14 protein-coding genes are annotated in these 17,648 nt (G+C 52.0%); 4 read left to right on the top strand and 10 right to left on the bottom strand.

What is annotated here, in order from left to right:
• Positions 1 to 78 precede the first annotated feature (78 nt).
• Positions 79 to 1,455, bottom strand: coding sequence for a DNA repair protein RadA (gene radA, locus BZG13_RS10090; protein WP_046075145.1), 1,377 nt, complete (start codon positions 1,453 to 1,455; stop codon positions 79 to 81).
• Positions 1,456 to 1,579: 124 nt separating this feature from the next.
• Between radA and BZG13_RS10085 the strand changes: the two genes are divergently transcribed.
• Positions 1,580 to 3,937, top strand: coding sequence for a PilZ domain-containing protein (locus BZG13_RS10085; RefSeq protein WP_158074881.1), 2,358 nt, complete (start codon positions 1,580 to 1,582; stop codon positions 3,935 to 3,937).
• A gap of 109 nt (positions 3,938 to 4,046) precedes the next feature.
• Here BZG13_RS10085 and serB read toward each other — a convergent pair whose 3' ends face one another.
• The gene (gene serB / locus BZG13_RS10080) at positions 4,047 to 5,018 is read right to left on the bottom strand and encodes a phosphoserine phosphatase (protein WP_077486527.1); all 972 of its coding nucleotides are present in this window, start codon (positions 5,016 to 5,018) and stop codon (positions 4,047 to 4,049) included.
• A gap of 129 nt (positions 5,019 to 5,147) precedes the next feature.
• Here serB and BZG13_RS10075 point away from each other — a divergent pair, with 129 nt between their 5' ends.
• Positions 5,148 to 5,732 (top strand): AhpA/YtjB family protein, encoded by a 585-nt coding sequence (locus BZG13_RS10075; protein ID WP_077486526.1) that lies wholly within the window; start codon positions 5,148 to 5,150, stop codon positions 5,730 to 5,732.
• A gap of 90 nt (positions 5,733 to 5,822) precedes the next feature.
• Here BZG13_RS10075 and BZG13_RS10070 read toward each other — a convergent pair whose 3' ends face one another.
• From BZG13_RS10070 to prfC, 8 genes are all read right to left on the bottom strand, one after another.
• Positions 5,823 to 7,043: a phosphopentomutase gene (locus BZG13_RS10070; protein WP_077486525.1), complete on the bottom strand. Its 1,221-nt coding sequence runs from the start codon at positions 7,041 to 7,043 to the stop codon at positions 5,823 to 5,825.
• Between the two features lie 11 nt (positions 7,044 to 7,054).
• On the bottom strand, positions 7,055 to 8,386 hold the full coding sequence (deoA, locus tag BZG13_RS10065) for a thymidine phosphorylase (RefSeq protein WP_077486524.1): 1,332 nt from the start codon (positions 8,384 to 8,386) through the stop codon (positions 7,055 to 7,057).
• 83 nt (positions 8,387 to 8,469) lie between these two features.
• Complete coding sequence (gene deoC, locus BZG13_RS10060) at positions 8,470 to 9,246, bottom strand: deoxyribose-phosphate aldolase (RefSeq protein ID WP_077486523.1); 777 nt, start codon at positions 9,244 to 9,246, stop codon at positions 8,470 to 8,472.
• Positions 9,247 to 9,612: 366 nt separating this feature from the next.
• The gene (locus BZG13_RS10055; RefSeq protein ID WP_069362770.1) at positions 9,613 to 9,783 is read right to left on the bottom strand and encodes a XapX domain-containing protein; all 171 of its coding nucleotides are present in this window, start codon (positions 9,781 to 9,783) and stop codon (positions 9,613 to 9,615) included.
• Positions 9,784 to 9,945: 162 nt separating this feature from the next.
• The gene (locus tag BZG13_RS10050) at positions 9,946 to 11,232 is read right to left on the bottom strand and encodes a NupC/NupG family nucleoside CNT transporter (protein WP_077486522.1); all 1,287 of its coding nucleotides are present in this window, start codon (positions 11,230 to 11,232) and stop codon (positions 9,946 to 9,948) included.
• A 210-nt stretch (positions 11,233 to 11,442) separates the two neighbouring features.
• Positions 11,443 to 12,213: a TatD family hydrolase gene (locus BZG13_RS10045; RefSeq protein ID WP_077486521.1), complete on the bottom strand. Its 771-nt coding sequence runs from the start codon at positions 12,211 to 12,213 to the stop codon at positions 11,443 to 11,445.
• Positions 12,206 to 12,352, bottom strand: coding sequence for a hypothetical protein (locus BZG13_RS15290; protein ID WP_155522567.1), 147 nt, complete (start codon positions 12,350 to 12,352; stop codon positions 12,206 to 12,208). Before BZG13_RS15290 ends, BZG13_RS10045 begins: the two co-directional genes overlap by 8 nt.
• Positions 12,353 to 12,496: 144 nt before the next feature.
• On the bottom strand, positions 12,497 to 14,086 hold the full coding sequence (prfC, locus tag BZG13_RS10040; RefSeq protein WP_077486520.1) for a peptide chain release factor 3: 1,590 nt from the start codon (positions 14,084 to 14,086) through the stop codon (positions 12,497 to 12,499).
• 415 nt (positions 14,087 to 14,501) lie between these two features.
• Between prfC and pnp the strand changes: the two genes are divergently transcribed.
• On the top strand, positions 14,502 to 16,640 hold the full coding sequence (gene pnp, locus BZG13_RS10035) for a polyribonucleotide nucleotidyltransferase (protein WP_077486519.1): 2,139 nt from the start codon (positions 14,502 to 14,504) through the stop codon (positions 16,638 to 16,640).
• A gap of 68 nt (positions 16,641 to 16,708) precedes the next feature.
• A complete protein-coding gene (gene nlpI, locus BZG13_RS10030; protein ID WP_077486518.1) occupies positions 16,709 to 17,587 on the top strand; it encodes a lipoprotein NlpI in 879 nt (292 codons plus the stop codon).
• Positions 17,588 to 17,648: the final 61 nt, after the last annotated feature.

The following is a 17,648-nucleotide window of genomic DNA, read 5'->3' as shown; positions in this document are numbered from 1 at the left end:
ATGATAAAACCGAGCGCCTTTGTTCGATCAACGGGCCGTATCATCGCCCACCACTTCGCTATTGGTACTTGCGCACGACTACAAGTCTTCTAGCACATCCAGGGCGTCGGAGAGTTTGCTAACGCCATAAACCGTCATCCCTTCAATACGCTGTTTCGGCAAGTTGGCTTTGGGCACGACTGCTTTTTTAAAGCCATGTTTTGCCGCTTCCATCAAGCGCTCTTGCCCACTTGGCACTGGGCGAATTTCTCCCGCCAAGCCGACTTCGCCAAAGACCACCAGCTCTCTCGGCAGCGGGCGATCCCTAAAGCTCGATATCAGCGCTAACAACAGGGCAAGATCGGCACTGGTTTCGGTGACTTTAACCCCGCCAACCACATTAACAAACACATCTTGGTCAGACATTTGCAGCCCACCGTGTTTGTGTAGAACGGCCAGAAGTAAGGCAAGACGGTTTTGCTCTAGTCCCACCGCCACCCGGCGTGGATTGGCCAATTGTGAATAGTCGACCAAGGCTTGTAACTCTACCAATAGAGGGCGAGTGCCTTCCCACACCACCATTACCGAGCTACCGGAGGTTTGCTCCTCACCACGTGAAAGGAAAATAGCGGAGGGGTTACTGACCTCTTTTAAACCCTGCCCAGTCATCGCAAACACACCAAGCTCGTTGACCGCACCAAAGCGGTTTTTATGACTGCGTAGCGTGCGAAAACGGCTATCGCTGGAGCCATCAAGCAAAATAGAACAATCAATACAGTGCTCCAGCACCTTGGGGCCGGCCAGCGTGCCATCTTTAGTCACATGCCCCACCATGAAAATCGCCACATTGTGTTGTTTGGCATAGCGCGTCAATGCAGCGGCAGACTCCCGTACCTGTGACACGCTGCCGGGCGCAGATTGCACATCCGCGACATGCATCACCTGTATCGAGTCAATCACCATGATTTTCGGTTGTTCTTTTTTGGCCACCTGACAGATGGTTTCCACACCCGTTTCTGACAACAGCTTCAAGCGGTCTTTGGCAAGCCCGAGTCTATCGGCGCGCATCGCCACTTGCTGTAATGACTCTTCCCCTGTGATGTACAAGGTCGGCAAATGGTGTGCGAGCCCCACCATGGTTTGCAACAGCAAGGTACTTTTCCCTGCGCCCGGGTTACCACCAATCAAAATAGCGGCCCCTGGGACGATCCCCCCGCCGAGCACACGATCCAGCTCTTTAAAACCACTGCTCAGGCGTGGCACTTCTTGTAGGTCGATATCCTGCAGGGTTTGGACTTGCCCCTCGGCGCTGCCTGCATACCCGGCATACTTTTCATTGCGCGCGACCTGAGGCGACGCCGCTAGCCTCACCTCTGTAATGGTGTTCCACGCGCCACAGGCTGAGCACTGCCCTTGCCAACGGGGAAAATCCGCGCCACAGTCGTTACATACGTAGGCTCGTTTTGTTTTTGCCATTCGCTCTCCAAGACGTATGATGTCAGCTAATTCACAAAATGATTGCTATCTTATTAATTATTCCGACACTTTTTCGAATCGGTGCCGTTATTATATTAAGGACAATACTTTACCAGACTTTGCCATGAAGCAGGATGATTACCAGGGACTGATTGAGCAGCTGCTTCCGATGTCCCAAACCCCCAAACTTGAGGTGCTGCTCGATAAGCTCACCGCTAACGAGCCAAGCTCTGCCAAACTGCTGATCAAAATGGAGATCAGACGTTTAATGACGCCATGCAATCGTGCCATCGATCTGCGTGGCAAAGTCGATGGTGAATGTCATCAATACGAGTTAAACGGCCAAACACATTGGCTGGATGATGTGGCAATTAACCACTATTACGAGCGCTTGCCTTTATACAACGGGCAAATGACCCAAGGCTTGTGGGAAGATTTGCACAACACCCCTAATAACTTTCGCGTCAAACACGAACAAGAGAAACACACTCAGCAACAAGGAAAAGGCCCAGTCAGTGATACGGCCCAAGCGGCATTGTTACCCGAGAAACTCACCTTTGGCCGTTATTTAGCKCGTAGTGAAAGCCGCATCCATTTTGCTACCCAAGTATTAATAACACTGAATACTGGGTATGAGGTACATGGGGTCACCAGCGACTTGTCTAATTCAGGGTGCCGAGTGCGTGTCCCTGCAGCATTCGATTATCCGCCTAGCGCTGAAGTATTAGTGCAGTTCACCGCGCTGGGGCAAAAGTATCAAGATCCCGATCTTGAGCAAGGGTTGAGTTATCGCATTATTGGCGTCGATCAAAACAAAGAGTCCACCAGTAGTGTGTGGTTACGGCTGCGGCTTGACACCAGCAGTGACGCGATTAAGCAAGCGCTCGACACAGAAATGGCCTCGCCCGACTTTCGTGGCAAACAAGATGGTGAGGACAAGCTACTCACACTCAAGCTGCAAAGCTATGAACAGTCCTTTTTGCACCATACCAGTGTGCTACCGCTTTACTTTGCGCAAGACAAATTAGAGTACGTATTACAAACGCGGCAAAATCGGGAGCTATGGGATTACTGGCACGACAGCCGCAATCAACCCGTCATTAATCATATTTTTGATGCAAAGCGTTTGGCGTTACTGCAAGTGGAAGGAGCGTCAACCAGCCAGCTATTGTTATATTGCTTTTATGTAGAGAAAGACAAGCAGCGTTTCTTCTATTCTGCCTCGCCCAGCGAAATGAGCGAAGATGAGCGCCACCTGTTCTGGCAACTGGGTGCCAAGCGTCCTTCATGGCGGGTGTTGAAGGTGACCATGTCAGCCATTAATGCGGGTGACATTGAGCGTTTGCAAGATGTATCTCCGGACTGGCTTAACACATTAAAAACCCTCACACACGTCGCGTTGGTGCAAGATGTGACTCATACCGAAAGCAAGGATAGTTATTTATCCCACCCCAAACCGTCGTTATCCAGTCAAGCCTTGCGACGCTTTTTACACCAACGTAATCCAGTGTGCGCGGCACAGTTAATCTCATCTGATAGGCAGCCCCAACGTCGTGAACCACGTTATGCCTATCGCTCTGAGGTCTCATTGGTGCATCCAGAACAGGGGGCGCTGAAGGGAAGACTGGTCGATTTTTCCTCGGGGGGCTTGAACCTGAAACTGGCGCAGCCTTTTCAAGGGGCGAAAGATGACTTGGTGTCTGTATCACTCGATGCGTTTGTCAATATTGACCCGCGCGCACCGTTAGTCGACATGCCGTATCAGGTGATTCGAGTGAGCCCCAAACGCGATAATATTCAACTCAAGCTCACCACTGAAGCGCCCAACACCCGTCGTCGCCAGTATCTTCGCCGCTTGATTGAGCACAACCTCGACAAATTGACCGTGCTGGATGAACGTTTGCCCGACCCTCCCTTGATTTGGGCCATGCACCAATTGCTGCTCACGCGCCTAACCGTGCAGCCTTATTTTGTTCGACGTGATAACGGTGTACTCTCGGTGCCTGCAGTGGGTATCAATCTGCCTCCCAGCCGTTTGCACCGCTTTCTCGAGCGCGCAGGCGGCGGTCGCCAACTGTCTTTTTACCCGGTGTTCGGGGATAAGATTCTCACCCGTACCCATGAAGTCACACGCCCCTCGCAGCCTCTGAAAGAGCTGGTACGCGAGTACTTTGTCTGGATAGACATGAAAGATGATAAGGTGCGTGCGGTGCATACCTTTGCCGATAGTGAGTTTGAATCTGACGACGCGAGACGTAAGTTCATCCAGTTGGCGCAAAAAGGCGGGGCGTTTGCCGTGCTACGCAATCGGATGACACCGCTGGCCCATGCTGAACAAGATATTGATGCCACCCAGTTATCCAGCTTGCTCAAACGCGATACCCACAAAGCACGCCAACTGGAAGACGAATTTGTTGCCTTGTGTGCCTACGGTGAGTTGGTCGATGTCACCGATGAAGTGCTAATGCGCCTGGGGCGATAGCCGCAGGCGACGCACGAATGAATCGGCACGATATCGACCGCGGCAATAGCAAAGAGAGAGCGGCATCCAGTAGGTGCCACACCAAGTGGGTGCCACAAGGTTGCGCTTATTAGCGTGGCTGCCAGCTAATCCGATCACGAATACTGGCAGAGAGCACACACAACACACCGCCCAACCACGCATGTTTGACCGCCGCTTGCGCTTTCGCATTGACTTTGGGCTTCGCATGATAGGCAATACCAAGGCCAGCGGCCTCCATCATCGCCAGATCATTGGCGCCATCGCCAACGGCTAAGGTGTTCTCCGGCGCAATATCGTACTTTTGCGCCAACATGGTCAACACATCCGCTTTTCGTTGTGCATCCACGACGTTCCCTTCTACTTCGCCGGTCAATTGACCATTTCTGACCCCAAGCTGGTTTGACGCCGCATAGTCCAAGCCTAATTGCCGCTGTAGGTGATCAGAAAAATGGGTGAAACCGCCAGAGGCAATCGCCACATACCAGCCGCAGGCTTTTAGACTGGCCACGAGATCCGCCATTTCTGGCATCAACGGCAACTGCGCTTTCACTGTCTCAAGTATCGCCGCGTCAGAGCCTTTCAAGGCCGCCACGCGTTGACGTAAGCTCGCCTCAAAATCAAGTTCGCCCAACATGGCACGCTCGGTAACCGCAGACACCGCCTCTCCAACTTCAGCGAGTGCCGCAATCTCATCAATACATTCTATTTCTATCGCGGTGGAGTCCATGTCAAACACCGCCAAACCAGGTCTGCTTAAATCCGGCAGGGCCTGTAAGTCCGCGCAGTCGAGCTCGAGCGCCTCAATCACGGTGCGATGCTCATCCGTCAGTTCACCACGGATCAATAACACCTCATACGGCCCAACACGCCAGCCGTCGACGACCTCAACGTCATCACCGGTAAAAAAACGGATATCGTCGAGCTGACGGGGGTCGATGACCTCACCAAACACAATCCATCCCCCTTGCCGGCGGCGCGAGAAAGCAGACGTCGTCATCGTTGGGAAACGGCGGTAAAGTTGCGGTGAACGGTGAATTGCCAAGGGGTTGGCCTTATCCATGGTCAATATTTTCCTTTCGATTTCCAAGCAAGCTTGGTCAATGAATCAATCACAATGAGGCTGTGATACCATAAAAACCGTAGTAAGCTCCAGTGCTAATTGATCCTGTTTATCTGGCTTGAGGAAGGTATGTTTTCAATTTCGCGCAAAACGCTACGGCGGGTGACCTGGTGGGGAATGTTGCTCACCACGATCGGTGCTATTGCCGCCTTAATGCTTTACAGCACCACACTCAGCCAGCGCCAGTATCAAGCGCTGTATCAGCAAACCGATCAATTAGCCCAGCTGATGACCCGCCAGGTGGGGGTACAAGCCTATGATGCCTTGGTTGATAAGAACTATCAGCCTCTGCAAACCATGGCCAATGAACTGGCAACCGAGCCGCTGATCCGTGATGCCAGCTTCTATCAGCTCAACGGCAGTCCTGTGGTGCGCTCAACGAATGCTTTACCACTGGAAACCGCCGTCGGATTAACCACCCCACTGGGGCTAGAAAGCCAAGGACGACAGCAGCTGATGACGCCGATAAGCCGTGGTGGCGATATTGTCGGGTTTCTCCGTCTCACCGTTGAGCATCACTCGGTTATCAATGAAGCCAAAAAACAGCTGCAATCGAATATGACCGAATTCCGGCTCCTCATTGGCCTTGCTCTCTTGTTGGGGGTGCTATTAACGCTCATGCTCACTCGTCGTTCTGCGCGTGTATCTTGGTAAAGCGACAACAATACGGCGACCAGTACGAGAAACCGAGATAAAAAAAGAGATGGCTGTTCGCCATCTCTTTTTATCTAGGGGGTCAACGCGTTATAGGAACGACTTGCCGTAATCCATTGGCGACACATCAAAGTATTCCGCCAAGGACTGGCCAATATCGGCGAACGTTTCGCGGCGACCGAGTGAACCCGCAGGCACTTTTTTGCCGTAAACCAATGCAGGGATATGCTCACGGGTGTGATCGGTGCCAGGCCAGGTTGGATCGCAACCATGGTCAGCCGTTAGCAATAACACATCGTCTTCTTCAAGCATGTCCATGATTTCCGGTAGGCGACGGTCAAAGTATTCCAACGCCGCGGCATAGCCAGCTACGTTGCGGCGGTGGCCGTACGCCGAGTCAAAGTCGACAAAGTTGGTGAATACCAAGCTGTTATTGCCTGCTTCTTTGATGGCGTCTTTGGTTGCATCAAACAGCGCTTCTAAGCCTGTGGCTTTGATTTTCTTGGTGATACCGCAGTGCGCGTAAATGTCCGCAATCTTACCAATCGAGATCACATCACCTCCTTTTTCGTCCACCAGCTTTTGGAGCACGGTAGGAGAAGGTGGCTCGACAGACAAGTCACGGCGGTTACCGGTGCGCTCAAACTGGCCTTTCGCTGGCCCGATGAAAGGCCGGGCGATCACGCGACCAATGTTATAGTCTTCCAGCTCTTCGCGCACGATCTGGCACAACTCATACAGGTTATCGAGCCCGTAGGTTTCCTCATGGCACGCAATTTGGAACACCGAGTCCGCTGAGGTGTAGAAAATCGGCTTCCCAGTTTTCATATGCTCTTCGCCCAGATCGTCCAGCACTTGAGTGCCCGACGCATGGCAGTTACCAAGATAGCCAGGTACACCCGCTCGCTCAACAATGCGATCAAGCAGATCTTGCGGGAAGCTGTTGGTTAAGTCTGAGAAGTAGCCCCAGTCAAACAACACAGGCACACCAGCAATTTCCCAGTGGCCAGATGGGGTGTCTTTACCAGAAGATAGCTCTTTGGCGTGCGCATAGGCACCGATAATCTCTGCATGTGAGTCTAAGCCTTCTGGGAAGTAACCTGACGACTCTTCACACGCTTTACCCAAGCCCAACTTGGTCATGTTAGGCAAAGACAAGGGGCCTTGACGATCCGCATTATCCGCTTCGCCCTTCGCACACGCTTGAGCAATGTGGCCCAAGGTGTTTGCACCTTGGTCACCGAATTTGACGGCGTCTTCAGTGGCGCCAATACCAAATGAGTCTAAAACTAATACAATTGCGCGTTTCATGATCGCCTCCATTAGACGTCTTGTAAGCTGATGCGACGATAAACGTCTGGTGTTGCACTCGGCGCCTCATCAGCGACTTTCACTGCGGCTCGCACCGCATTCGCCGCTTGTTGCCATTGCTCTTCAGTCTGAGCGTGGAGCATGGCGAGCGGGGTGTGCTCATCCACTTGTTGCCCCAGACGAATCATTTCGTTCAACCCAACGGCATAATCAATTTTATCGCTGGCAACCCGACGGCCACCACCTATTTCTATAATAGCCATGCCCAATGCCCGTGTATCCATGGCATTGGCAATGCCTGATTGCTCGGCATAGACAGGTTTGATCACGGATGCAGTCGCCAGATATTGATCCGGCGACTCAACAAAGTCAGCCGGCCCACCTAGCCCTGCAATCATTTTGGCAAAACACTCGGCAGCGCGACCGCTGTCCAGTGCCTGATCCAATTTTTGTTTTGCTTGATTCACATCGGTTGCCAGCCCACTGACCACCAACATGTCGGCGCATAGCGCCATGGTCACATTGTACAAACGTGGATTACGGTAGCGCCCGGTGAGAAAATCAACGGCTTCTTTCACTTCTAAAGCGTTGCCTGCCGACGAGGCTAACACTTGGTTCATGTCCGTCAGCAAGGCACTGGTTTTAGTACCAGCACCGTTGGCCACTCCCACAATCGATTTGGCCAACGCCTCTGAATCTTTATACGTTGGCATGAACGCGCCCGATCCCACCTTGACGTCCATGACCAAGGCATCCAGGCCTGCGGCCAGTTTTTTCGACAAAATCGACGCGGTGATCAAAGAAATATTATCTACCGTGGCCGTGACGTCACGGGTGGCATACACGCGTTTATCCGCAGGCGCTAACGAGCCGGTTTGCCCTATGATGGCGACACCGGCGTCACGGGTCACCTCCCCAAACACTTGGTTGCTTGGCATGATGTTATAGCCAGGAATCGACTCCAGCTTATCCAGCGTGCCCCCAGTGTGGCCCAAGCCACGACCTGAAATCATCGGCACATAACCGCCGCATGCCGCCACCATAGGGCCCAGCATTAACGAGGTTACATCACCAACGCCCCCTGTCGAGTGCTTATCCACGACGGGGCCATCAAAATGCATGTGTGACCAATCGATGGTCATACCGGAATCGCGCATCGCACAGGTCAATGCCACACGCTCATCCATGGTCATATCATTGAAGTAAATCGCCATCGCAAACGCAGCAATTTGACTTTCCGACACCGAATCGTTCGCCACACCCTGGATGAAAGAATAAATTTCTTCTTTGCTTAACGCGATGTTGTCGCGCTTCTTACGAATAATTTCCTGAGGTAAGATCATGCATCCTCCTTACTAGCTCAATACGTGAGCGACCGAGTACACGACCCTCGATCGCCCCACTGTTTGGGTGAGTGGCAACTTGATTAATAGCCACCTTCAGCCGCTTTTTCGCCTTCACCCAAGGTGTGGAGTAAGTTCGCCAACAAGCTAGATGCGCCAAAACGATAGTGGCGGTTATCGGCCCATTGGTCGCCGAGAATGCGATCGGCCATCGCCAGGTATTGTTGCGCGTCTTCTGCGGTGCGCACGCCACCGGCTGGCTTAAAGCCAACACGTTCTGCAACGCCTTTATCGTTGATCACGTTGAGCATGATCTCCGCCGCTTCAGGGGTGGCATTCACCGCCACTTTCCCCGTAGAGGTTTTAATAAAGTCAGCACCTGCATCAATAGCAATCTCAGACGCGCGCTTGATCAGTGCCTCGCTTTTCAGCTCACCGGTTTCAATGATCACTTTAAGTAATACGTCGCTGCCACATGCGGCTTTACACTGTTTGACCAGCTCAGCACCCACTTGTTCGTCACCCGCAATCAGCGCGCGATACGGGAACACCACATCGACTTCATCGGCGCCATATGCCACCGCGGCTTTGGTTTCTGCCACCGCAATATCAATATCATCATTGCCGTGTGGGAAATTGGTCACGGTAGCGATACGCACCTCTGGCGTGCCTTGTTCGCGCAGTGTTTTCTTGGCGATAGGGATAAAGCGCGGATAGATACAAACTGCTGCTGTGTTGCCAACGGCGGTTTTCGCGTTCTGACACAGGCTGATCACCTTTTCATCGGTATCATCATCGTTCAGTGTGGTCAGATCCATCAGTTTTAGTGCGCGTAGGGCCGCGGTTTGTAATTCGTTCATTAGTTATCTCCAGTCCTCATTCTTTTGCCAAACAGGTATCGGGTTGGCCACTGTATTAACAACCGGTTTTGTTTTCCGGTCATTGCTCAGCGGACTTGGCTCCATGAAGTTTGAGGCTGGACATCGCGCCGCCTTCAACCAACCATCCTTGTTGCCGCGTGCAAATACCTGGGTATTTGCGGTTTCGCCGTTGGACGTTTCTGATTGGGCTAGCCACACCTTGTTGCTAACCATGAGAGGAAAATAAGGATTGTGGCGCCAGCAAACTTTGACGGCGTTCACTTATTTTACCAACGCCGTTTCAGCAAAACTAGATTTTACCGTTTATGTTGAAAAATACACTGTTGCGCGGTGGAACCAATCTTTCTAACTGAAAAAACGCGCCACAATCCACTGATAGCCGACGCCGCCCAAATACACCCCGACAATGCCCATCACCCCGGATAAGACAGGCGGTGCGGGGATGGGGAGTTTGATCGCACTAAACAATACGCCCACTAAAAAGCCGGCCACGAGGGCGAGAAGAATTTCCTGCATGGTTTTACCTTATGTTGTCACAAGCCTCTAGTGATGAGTATACACCCCTCAGCAAGGACGGGTGGTTGAAGCATACTCATAACGTAAGCCCAATAAAAAAACGCCACACAGGCAGTCTGTGTGGCGTTTTGCTTAACACGGTGTGCTATCGCGATGAGACGATTAGCCCGCCAGCGTCAAGGTGACAAATAGGCCCGCAATGGTCGCCGCCATCAAGTTAGACAAGGTACCAGCGATCACCGCTTTGACACCAAAGCGTGCAATCTCTGGACGACGGCTAGGCGCCAGACCACCGAGGCCGCCAAGCAAAATGGCCACCGATGACAAGTTCGCAAAACCACACAGAGCAAACGAGATAATCGCTTTGGTTTTCTCTGTCATTTCCATGCCTGTTGCTGCAACAACTTGCGCACCGTCACCAAGGTATTGCGTGAAGTTCAGGTAAGCCACGAATTCGTTAACCACGATCTTCTGACCGATGAAAGAGCCTGCGACCACTGCTTCTTCCCATGGTACACCGATAAGGAATGCAAACGGGGCGAACAGGTAACCCAAGATCAGCTCCAGCGTGATATCTGGGTAACCGAACCAGCCGCCGATACCGCCTAGCATGCCGTTAATCAGGGCAATCAAACCAATGAACGCAAGTAGCATCGCACCAACGTTAAGCGCCAGTTGCATACCTGATGAAGCGCCGCCTGCGGCTGCATCAATCACGTTCGCTGGCTTCTCTGCACCTTCAGCGGTCGCGTCAGCCATCTGCTCAACCGGCTCGTCGGTTTCAGGTTTGATAATTTTCGCAAACAGTAGACCACCTGGTGCGGCCATGAATGATGCCGCAATCAAGTACTCAAGCGGAACCCCCATAGAGGCATAACCGGCCAGTACGCCACCGGCAACCGAGGCCAAACCACCACACATGACCGCGAACAGCTCTGACTGCGTCATACGAGGTACGAATGGACGGATCACCAAGGGCGCTTCAGTTTGTCCAACAAAGATGTTAGCCGTTGCTGACATAGACTCGGCACGTGAGGTACCCAGTGCTTTTTGCAGACCACCACCGAGCACGTTGATCACAACCTGCATAATACCCAGGTAGTAAAGCACGCTGATCAGTGAGGAGAAGAAGACAATGACAGGAAGAACTTTCAGTGCGAAGACGAAACCGCCACCGCCGAACAGTTCAAACATTTTGTCAGAAACCAGCCCACCGAAGATGAAGCTGATCCCTTCGTCACCGTATGCGATGACGTTAGCAACGTATTGTGATGCGCCGTACAGAATGTCGCGTCCGACATCGACATAGAGTACGAAAGCACCGAAAAAGAGTTGGATAGCAAATGCGCCACCCACGGTACGGAGGTTAATGGCTTTGCGGTTATCGGAAAGAAGAACTGCTATCCCTAGCAGCACAACCATCCCAATCACGCTCATCAGCAGGCTCATAATATTGGCATCCTCAAAGTAAAAAGTTGGCGTCTCGACAAAGTGGAATTTGGCTTCCGGGGAGGGATTATACGCATCGCAGTCACATTAAAGTAATATTCCAATCACAGTTCGCTGTAAAACTATTTTGTAATGCATCAATAAGTATGACTTTGATCTAGTTTTGTGAGCTTATGCAACCGCAAACGTTTGTCTTTTGCCCATTCCCGCTCAATCAAAGCCAAACAATCTTTCAGCGTTGTCTGATGTTTCGGTCATGAGATGATCTTTATCACAGCCTTTTAACTCTGCAACCACATCAGCAACCCTTAATACCTGAGAGGGGGTGTTCGGTTTTCCTTGAAATCCGGCCAAAGGCATGTCGGGGGCATCGGTTTCAAGGACGAGGTGATCCAAAGGTAGCTGAGCAATGGCGCGGCGGGTCTTTTGCGCGCGAGAATAGGTGACGGTGCCGCCTACCCCGAGCATCAGGCCCGCATCAATAAACTGTTTACCCTGCTGTTCACTGCCACTGAACGCATGTAACACCCCGCGTATCCCTGGATAGGCTTTAACCGCGCGTAATAATGGGTTATGCGCTTTGCGGCTGTGTAGAATGATGGGGAGATCATAGTGACGTGCGAGCCAAAGCTGCCCCTCCAATAGCGCGTGCTGGCGCTGCTGAGCGGTATTTTGGTTCGCGACAACAAAGTCGAGCCCGGCTTCCCCGACGGCAACACAGCGCCCAGGACGCGCGCTCAATGCCCGTTCCAGTTTATCCAGGCTGGTGTCCGTGTGAGCATCGAGAAAACATGGGTGTAGTCCCAATCCTGCATATACACCATGCAGGCGTTCAGTCAGTGACAGCACCGCCGACCAGTTATCCTCGCTAACACTAGGGACCACCATCCGCGTCACGCCCTTTTCGCGCGCCGCCTGCCAGTACGACTCTGGTGACTCACGAAACGGAGAAAAATCAAAATGGCAATGCGTATCAATCATGCTGAGACGTTGGTGTCGATGATGTTTTTTCTGAACGCTTGATAGGCACACAGCTGCGACGGTTATCCTCGCCAAGCCCCATTCGCTGACACCAGGCATCGTAATGTGCCACCCAACGTTTAATCCTCGCTATCATCATCGGCATCCTTGCTTTGTCAACTTTATGCCATTAAAAAGCCGTCTAGTTACAGACGGCAGTATAGCATGGCGTGAAAGAGGAGAGCGTCATCGCTATCCGGTGCACGTTTGTAATCACACCGGGCGATCCCACCCTCTCCCCCGCTTAGTGTTCGCGGGTCGCTCTGAGATCAATATCCGGGAAGCGCTCTTGCGTGAGGTTTAGATTCACCATGGTCGGCGCAATGTACGTCAAGTTGTCGCCACCATCCAAAGCCAAGTTCGCTTGGTTTTTACGCTGAAATTCATCCAGCTTCTTCTCGTCACCACACTCTACCCAACGCGCGGTGGCCACATTAATCGGCTCATACAAGGCATCCACGTTGTATTCGGCTTTCAAGCGTGCCACTACCATATCAAACTGGAGGACACCGACCGCACCGACAATTAAATCGTTTGATTGCAAAGGACGGAACACCTGTACGGCTCCTTCCTCAGACAGCTGAATCAAACCTTTAAGCAGCTGCTTTTGGCGCAATGGATCTTTGAGACGGATCCGACGGAAAAGCTCTGGGGCAAAATTCGGGATCCCCGCAAATTTCAGATCTTCTCCTTGAGTAAAGGTATCGCCAATTTGAATGGTGCCATGGTTGTGCAAGCCAATAATATCACCCGCAAACGCATCTTCAGCCCGTGACCGATCTCCTGCCATAAAGGTCACCGCATCGGAAATATTGATTTGTTTACCGAGGCGCACATGACGCAGTTTCATCCCTTGCTGGTATTTCCCAGAGACAATACGCATAAAGGCAATCCGGTCACGGTGGCGTGGATCCATGTTGGCTTGAATTTTAAATACAAAGCCGGAGAACTTCTCTTCGTCAGCCTTGACGTCACGATCATGGGTTGGGCGAGCCATGGGCTTGGGTGCCCACTCGGTCAGACCATCCAACATATGGTCCACACCAAAGTTACCCAGTGCGGTACCGAAGAAAACAGGCGTGAGTTCACCGCTTAAAAACAGTTCATGGTCAAACGCATGAGACGCGCCCATCACCAGTTCCAACTCGTCACGCAAATCTTGCGCAATGTCTGCACCAATCGCCTCATCCAACTCAGGATTATTCAAGCCTTTAATGATACGCGCATCCTGAATAGTATGGCCTTGGCCTGATTGATACAGAATGCTTTCGTCACGATGAATATGGTACACACCTTGGAAGCCTTTCCCGCAACCAATCGGCCACGATACCGGCGCACAGGCAATATTGAGCTCACTTTCTACTTCATCAAGCAGCTCCATTGGGTCGCGAATATCACGGTCCAGTTTGTTCATAAAGGTAATGATCGGAGTATCACGTAAACGGGTGACTTCCATCAGCTTACGGGTACGATCCTCGACACCTTTCGCCGCATCAATCACCATTAAGCACGAATCGACCGCGGTCAGTGTCCGGTACGTATCTTCCGAGAAATCCTCGTGCCCTGGTGTGTCGAGCAGGTTCACTAAGCAGTCGTTGTAAGGAAATTGCATCACCGAGGTGGTCACCGAGATACCACGCTCTTTTTCCATGTCCATCCAATCAGACTTGGCATGTTGGTTAGAGCCACGCCCTTTCACGGTTCCCGCCGTTTGAATGGCACGTCCGAATAACAGCACCTTCTCGGTGATGGTGGTTTTACCCGCATCTGGGTGCGAGATAATCGCAAACGTGCGGCGTTTATCAACTTCCTGTTGCAGCAGTGTATTTGACATAGAGGTTATCTTCTTGTTGGCTTCAGGCGGCAATCAGGCGCCAGCTGAGAGGGTCATTCACAAAGGTGGCGTATTTTCGCTGATCTTGTAGTCAGCTTCAATTCACAAATCTGACTTCGCCGTGTTATCTGCATCCGTTAGGGTCAATATTGCTTGCCAAACCCATCACAAATGTTGCCATTTGACCGCCTCGTGGTGTCGTTATCGGCCAAGCACGTGTATAATTATCGCCACTTTCAGCTGTCACACAGTCAACAACGTCGACCATAAGGTCGCGACTATTGACAGCACACTGCCCAAGCAGGCCAAACACCCGCGCAGCCTGCTGTCATTAGTCGCGATGGTGAGCAGCTGAAAGCCGACAATTAGTGAGATAAACCAACGGGTTTATCCCTCAGCAACAAGGAAATAATCTGTGAATCCAATCGTAAAAACATTCCAGTACGGCAATCATACAGTGACATTGGAAACGGGCGTGATGGCACGTCAAGCCAATGGTGCTGTCATGGTTAGCATGGACGATACCTCGGTATTCGTTTCTGTGGTCGGTAAAAAAGAAGCGGCTGAAGGCCAAAGCTTCTTCCCATTGACGGTTAACTACCAAGAGCGTACCTACGCGGCAGGTAAAATCCCAGGTGGTTTTTTCAAGCGCGAAGGTCGCCCTTCTGAGTCAGAAACCCTGACCGCACGTCTGATTGACCGCCCTATCCGTCCGCTATTCCCGGACTCGTTCAAAAACGAAGTCCAAGTGATTGCAACTGTCGTATCTGTTAACCCAGCGGTGAGCCCTGACATTGTTGCCATGCTGGGTACCTCGGCAGCACTCGCTATCTCAGGCATCCCATTCAACGGCCCTATCGGCTCGGCGCGCGTCGGTTACATCAACGATGAACTCGTGCTTAACCCAAGCCCAGCAGAGCTAGACGACAGCAAGCTTGACCTTGTGGTCGCCGGTACTGAAGGTGCGGTGCTGATGGTAGAGTCTGAAGCGGATCGCCTAAGCGAAGAGCAAATGCTACAAGCGGTGATGTTTGGTCATGAGCAACAGCAAACCGCGATCAACGCAATCAAAGAATTTGCCGCCGAAGTGGGAACGCCTACTTGGGATTGGCAAGCGCCAGAAGTGAACGCGGCGCTACAAACCCGTGTGACTGAAATGGCACAAGGCCCATTGGCTCAGGCATACCAAATCACTGAAAAAATGGCCCGTTACGAGCAGATTGGTCAGGTGAAACAGGAAGTAGTGGCTGCACTACTCGGCGAAGACGAGACCTTGGATGAGCGTGAAATCCTAGGCATGCTCGGCGACTTGGAAAAGAAAGTCGTACGCAGCCGCATCATTGCCGGTGAACCACGTATTGATGGCCGTGAGAAAGACATGGTTCGCGCCCTCGACGTGCGTACAGGCGTATTACCACGTACACACGGCAGCGCCTTGTTTACCCGTGGTGAAACGCAAGCGCTAGTCACCGCGACATTGGGCACTCAGCGTGACGCGCAAACCATTGACTCAATCATGGGTGAGCGCCAAGAAGGCTTCATGCTGCACTACAACTTCCCTCCTTATTGTGTGGGTGAAACCGGTTTTGTTGGCTCACCAAAGCGCCGCGAAATCGGCCATGGTCGCCTAGCCAAACGCGGTATTGCTGCTGTGATGCCAAGCCAGGACGACTTCCCGTACACACTGCGTGTAGTCTCTGAGATCACCGAATCCAACGGCTCTTCCTCAATGGCATCTGTCTGCGGCACATCGCTTGCGCTGATGGATGCTGGTGTACCGGTGAAAAAATCCGTGGCCGGTATCGCCATGGGTCTGGTGAAAGAAGGCGACGATTTCGTTGTGCTTTCCGACATCTTAGGTGATGAAGATCATCTCGGTGATATGGACTTTAAAGTGGCCGGTACGGATGACGGTGTCACTGCTTTGCAGATGGACATCAAAATCGAAGGGATCACTAAAGAGATCATGCAAATCGCATTGAACCAAGCCAAAGGCGCACGTTTACACATCCTCGATGTGATGGACCAAGCCATCGGCTCAGCACGCGACGACATCTCTGAGTTCGCCCCGCGTATCCATACCATGAGCATCAACCCAGATAAGATCCGTGATGTGATTGGTAAAGGTGGCGCGGTGATCCGTCAGCTGACCGAAGAAACGGGCACCACAATTGAAATCGACGACAATGGTACCGTGAAAATTGCGGCCACCGACGGTGAAGCTGCTAAAGATGCCATTTCACGCATCGAAGCGCTCACGGCAGAAGTCGAAGTGGGCCGTATCTATACCGGTAAGGTTCAGCGTATCGTTGACTTCGGTGCCTTCGTCTCAGTGATTGGCGGCAAAGATGGTCTGGTTCACATTTCTCAAATCGCCGATGAGCGTGTTGAGAAAGTGACCGATTATCTTGAAGTTGGCCAAGAAGTGGACGTGAAAGTGCTGGAAGTTGACCGTCAAGGTCGTATCCGCTTGAGCATGAAAGAAGCGGCGGCAGAAAAAGCCCCCGCTGCTGATGCTGCGCCAGCAGAAGAAGCACCAAGCACTGACGCTTAAAGTCATATCGTCATTCATGGTATAAAGGGGGCTGAGGCCCCCTTTTTTTTACACGGAGATGCGCCTTCATGACCATTTTTACTCAGCCACGGGCGGGATTTTATAAGTCTCTGGCTATTCTGGCGCTGTTATTATTGACCGGCTGTACCAGCCAGTGGACCTTTCCTCCTATGGCCGTCCCCTTACAGCCCACGCTGCAACAGGAAGTGCATCTGGCACGTATAGACCAGCTGCTTGCCCGCGATGATTTGAGTGACGATGCACGCGCCCAGCTGCATTATGAGCGTGGACTCATGCATGATAGCTTAGGGATGCGCGACTTGGCGCGATTGGATTTTAATCAATCGCTGTCACTCAAGCCTGATCAACCTGATGTGTTTAATATTCTCGGCGTCTATTTTACCCAAAATGGCCACTATGATGCTGCCTACGAGGCCTTTGACTCGACGTTAGAGCTGGATAATAGCCACAGCTATGCCGCGCGTAATCGTGGGATCGCCTTGTACTACGGCGGGCGCTATCGCCTGGCCCATCAAGACTTACTCCATCACTACCAAGAAGATCGCGACGATCCTTATCGCCTCATTTGGCTTTATTTAGTGGAGCGCGATTGGAAAGGGGAAACCAAGGCGCAACAAGCGCTAGCAACGCGGAAAGCGAATGCGGAGACCGCGGGTTGGGGCTGGCAGCTTGTCGATATGTACCTCGGTGAGCTCAGCGAACGTGAGCTGCTAGAGCAACTTGCCTCGCAAGGTGAAGACAATGAACGGCTCGCAGAACGCTTATGTGAAGCTTACTTTTACCTTGCTAAACGCTRTCAATTCCAAGGCGACAAGGATCGCGCCGTGGCATTGTATAAGCTTGCCATGTCAGGCAACGTGTATGAGTTTGTCGAACACCGCTATGCGTTACTTGAGCTCAATCGGCTCGCCTATCGTCGGCCCTAGTATTTCATTCCTGAGCACCTCAAAAATAAAAATAGAGCAGGCCCACTGCTCTATTTTTGAT

This window comes from Salinivibrio sp. ML323 (assembly GCF_001995745.1).
GTDB classification, from domain to species: Bacteria; Pseudomonadota; Gammaproteobacteria; order Enterobacterales; family Vibrionaceae; genus Salinivibrio; species Salinivibrio kushneri.
This window is presented reverse-complemented; position numbering and strand designations above follow the sequence as displayed.